4 protein-coding genes are annotated in these 4,327 nt (G+C 62.5%); 1 reads left to right on the plus strand and 3 read right to left on the minus strand.

The window, feature by feature from the left end; translation table 11 throughout:
* The 3 genes from WAW39_RS27375 to metE all read right to left on the minus strand — a co-directional run.
* Window positions 1–103 (minus strand): dodecin family protein (locus WAW39_RS27375; protein ID WP_422322432.1); only part of this gene is annotated, 103 nt, incomplete at its 3' end.
* Between the two features lie 59 nt (window positions 104–162).
* Window positions 163–1,074 (minus strand): methylenetetrahydrofolate reductase, encoded by a 912-nt coding sequence (locus WAW39_RS27380; protein ID WP_422322426.1) that lies wholly within the window; start codon window positions 1,072–1,074, stop codon window positions 163–165.
* 335 nt (window positions 1,075–1,409) lie between these two features.
* Window positions 1,410–3,761, minus strand: a complete 2,352-nt coding sequence (gene metE, locus WAW39_RS27385) for a 5-methyltetrahydropteroyltriglutamate--homocysteine S-methyltransferase (protein ID WP_422322428.1) — start codon at window positions 3,759–3,761, stop codon at window positions 1,410–1,412.
* A gap of 85 nt (window positions 3,762–3,846) precedes the next feature.
* Between metE and WAW39_RS27390 the strand changes: the two genes are divergently transcribed.
* The coding region (locus tag WAW39_RS27390; protein ID WP_422322430.1) for a LysR family transcriptional regulator at window positions 3,847–4,327 on the plus strand (481 nt) is incomplete at its 3' end.

Here is a 4,327-nt window from a genome sequence, read left to right on the forward strand (position 1 = left end):
TGATGGTTTTGTGGGCGCGCTTGAGGGCTTTGTTGACGGCGTCTTCAATGGTGGTGGAGGAGGTGCCGGTGAGTTCGATGGTTTTGTAGACGGGGTCTTTCATGGTCACAAAACTAGGCACTGGAGAGCGGGGGCGCGATGGGGTGTACACCTACTCCAGTCCTAGTCGATTGCGGCTGCACTACGGCAGAGGCCGAGTCTGGAGAAGATGCCGAGGACGGGCTGGGCTTGGTTGAGTGTGTAGAGGTGGATGCCGTCGGCGTGGTGATCGAGGAGGTCGGCGCATTGTTCGGTGGCGTGGTGGAGTGCGATGCGGCGGAAGGCTTCGGGATCATCGCCAGCGCGGTTGAGGGCGCGGATGAGGCGGGCGGGGTAGTGCATGCCGCCGGCGAGTGCGGCCATGCGCTGCATGCCGGTGGCGGTGGTGAGAGGGAGGATGCCGGCGAGGATGGGCGCGGTGATGCCTGCGAGTGTGCAGCGGTCGCGGAAGTCGTGGAAAGTGGCGTTGTCGAAGAAGGCCTGGGTGCAGAGCCAGTCGGCTCCGGCATCGACCTTGGCTTTGAGGTGATCCATCTCGGTCATGCGATTGGGCGTGGCGGGATGGCCTTCGGGAAAACAGGCGACGCCGATGCCGAAGCCGCGTGGGTGCGGGTGCAGGCCGCGCTCGTTGAACTGCTTGATGAAGCGCACGAGCTCGGCGGCGTGGGTGAAGACGCCGCTGTCTGATTTGCCCGCAGGGAGATCGCCGCGCAGAGCCAGGATGTTGCTGACTCCGGCGGCGGCGTAGCGTGTGAGCAGAGCCATGATTTCAGACTCGCTGTGACCCACGCAGGTGAGGTGCGGGATGGGATCAAAGACATCGCTCTGCGTCAGCTCTGACACGAGGCTCTGAGTGAGCTCGCGGGTGCCGCCGCCTGCGCCGTACGTCACGCTGGCAAAGGCGGGGCGCAGCGGCGCGAGGAGATCGAGCGTGCTTTGCAGCGTGTGCACCGCCACGGGGGTGCGTGGCGGGAAGAACTCGAAGGAGAACGCGGTGGTGCCACGAGTGGCGGAGAGGATGTCTTGGATGTGCATGGCGGATTAGATTCAGAGTCGTTGAAGACAGGCCTGAAATGAATGGCCGTTTGTTGAGGGCGGTTGCCGTGGGTTTTCAGAGGCGGCTAATCGAACGATGGTGTGAATGGTTGCCCGCGTGAGAGACGTGCGGCGGGGTGCGTTGCAGACGCTGCTGGAACCTGGCGTGGTGGTGAGGAGCGTTGGGTTTGCTGACCGGATTGTCTGACATACCCAGGGTCGCCTCGCTGAGGCTCGGCTGACCCTGGGTTCAACTACGCAACCCCTTTGGGGTTGCTGCGAAGAAGGGCGATCACGGCAGAGAAAAACAGACCTGTTTACAATAGATCGTGGTACTACACGGCATGTTGCGGCTGTGTGGCTCGCAGATTTTTGGCGGTCTGCACCATGTGGATGAGGGAGGTTTTCACCTCGGCCCAGCCGCGTGTTTTGAGGCCGCAGTCTGGATTCACCCAGAGATTGCGCCGGGGGATGACGGCCTCGGCTTTGCGCATGAGGTTTTCCATTTCGCTGACGGAGGGGACGCGCGGGGAGTGGATGTCGTACACGCCGGGGCCGATTTCGTTGGGATACTTGAAGTCCACGAAAGCACCGAGGAGTTCCATGTTGGAGCGGGAGGTCTCGATGGTGATGACATCCGCATCCATATCTGCGATGGCGGAGGTGATGTCGTTGAACTCGGAGTAGCACATGTGGGTGTGGATCTGGGTGTCATCGCGCACGCCGCTGGCGCTGAGGCGGAAGGCGGTGACGGCCCAGTCGAGATACCATGCCCAGTCGATGCGGCGCAGGGGCAGGCCTTCGCGGATGGCGGGCTCGTCGATCTGGATGGCGGCGATGCCGGCGGACTCGAGGTCCACGACTTCATCGCGAATGGCGAGTGCTATTTGGCGCGTGGTGTCGGAGCGCGGCTGGTCATCGCGCACGAAGCTCCACTGCAAGATGGTGACGGGGCCGGTGAGCATGCCTTTCATGGGGCGTGGTGTGAGGGATTGCGCGAACTTGGCCCAGCGCACGGTCATGGGGGCGGGGCGGCTGACATCGCCGTAGATGATGGGGGGCTTCACGCAGCGGGTGCCGTAGCTCTGCACCCAGCCATTGGCGGTGAAAAGGAAGCCATCGAGCTGCTCGCCGAAGTACTCGACCATGTCATTGCGCTCGAACTCGCCGTGCACGGGCATGTCGAGGCCGATCTCATCCTGAAAGGCGACGCAGGCGCGGGTTTCATTTTCCAGATAGACTTCATACTCGGCGGTGGTGAGCTCTCCTTTCTTCCAGCGGGCGCGTATGGAGCGGACTTCGGCGGTTTGGGGGAAGGAGCCGATGGTGGTGGTGGGGAACTCGGGCAGGGCAAGACGGGCGTGCTGCAAGGGCTGGCGCTGAGAGAAGGGCGAGTGGCGGCGGGCATCTTGATCAGTGATGAGCGCGAGGCGTGCCCGGACTTCGGGATTGTGCGTGCGGCGGCTGGTGGCGCGGCTGTGGATGGCGTCTTGATTGGCCTCCAGCACTCCGCTGCGGGAGGTGCCGCGCAGCAGGGCGCTGAGGGTGACGACTTCGGTGAGTTTTTCATCGGCAAAGGCCAGCCAGTTTTCGATCTGCGCATCGAGCGCGGGCTCGGAGGCGAGTGTGACGGGTGAATGCAGCAGCGAGCATGAAGGGGCGACCCAGAGGCGCTGCGTGCCGAGCGTGGCCTTTGCGGCAGTGAGCAGCTTGAGGGATTTGGTGAAGTCGTTCTTCCAGATGTTGCGGCCATCGACGACGCCGAGGGAGAGGATTTTATCCTGCGGCAGATGTTCGAGCACTTCATCCAGCTCTGCGGGAGCACGGACGCAATCCACGTGGAAGGCGTGCGCAGGGAGCGAGAGGAAGAGAGGGAGATTTTCGCGCAGGGCGCCGAAGTAGGTGGCGACGATGATCTTCAAGCCGGGGGCGGCAGCGGCGAGGCGACGCCAGGCGTCCACGACGGCATCGCGCTGCTGTGGGGAGAGATCGAGCGCGAAGACGGGTTCGTCGATTTGCACCCACTCGGCGCCCTGCTCGGCGAGGCGTTGCAGGATTTTTTCATAGACTGACACCAGTCCGTCGAGCAGTGACCAGCGGTCGAAGTCGGGGTTTTGGGAGTCTTGTACTTTGCCGAGTGAGAGATAGGTCACTGGGCCGGGCAGCACGGGTTTGGCACGGAGGCCGAGGGCTTTGAGTTCGGCGAACTCGCGGAAGACTTTGCTGCCTACGAGCCGGAACTGGGTGTCGGCGCGGAACTCGGGGACGATGTAGTGGTAGTTGGTGTCGAACCACTTGGTCATCTCGCAGGCAAAGGCCGCCTTATGCGTGCTGCAGCCATGGGTGCAGCCTTCGTGGCCTTCGCCGCGTGAGCCGCGGGCCATGAGGAAGAGGGTGTCGAGGTCCACGTCTTCGCCTTTCCAGCCAAAGCGTGGCGGCACGTTGCCGATGAGGCAGGAGAAATCGAGCATCTGATCGTAGAAGGAGAAGTCGTTGCAGGGGATGAGGTCGATGCCTGCGGCGCTCTGTTTGGCCCAGTTGTCACGGCGCAGACGGCGGCCGGTGGCTTCCAGCTCCTCGCGTGAGAGTTTGCCGTGCCAGAAGGCTTCGGTGGCTTTTTTGAGTTCGCGCTGCTCGCCGATGCGCGGGTAGCCCAGATTGTGTGTGTGAATGATGTTGTCGCTCATAGCGACGCAATAACTATCGCTGGATGGAGCATTAACAATCCAGAGAGTTTTGTGGATCATCATCGAAAATGGTTATGATGGTGGCATGATTGAAATCCGCCATCTGCATGCCCTCATCGCCCTCGCTGAGACGGGGAACCTTTCCAAAGCGGGGCGGCGCCTACACCTGTCGCAGCCTGCGCTGTCGCATCAGGTGAAGAGCATTGAGACGCATCTGGGGGTGCCGTTGTTTGAGCGGAAGAGCAGCCCGCTGCGGCTGAGCCCGGCGGGTGAGCGGCTGCTGGGGACGGCGCATGAGATCGTGAAGCAGATGCGGCAGTGTGAGCGGGATGTGGCGCGCATTGCGGAAGGGAAGGCGGGGCAGCTGCGCATCGCGGTGGAGTGCCATTCGTGCTTTGACTGGCTGATGCCGGCGATGGATGAATTTCGCATCGCGTGGCCGGAGGTGGAGATGGATCTTGTGTCCGGCTTTCAGCCTGATCCCACGGGACTGCTGATTGAAGATCAGGCGGATCTGGTGATTGTTTCCAAAGCGCCGCCGCGCAAGGACGTGGTGTATCATCCGC

The sequence above is a fragment of the Prosthecobacter sp. genome, assembly GCF_049294395.1.
In the GTDB taxonomy this organism is placed as follows: domain Bacteria; phylum Verrucomicrobiota; class Verrucomicrobiia; order Verrucomicrobiales; family Verrucomicrobiaceae; genus Prosthecobacter.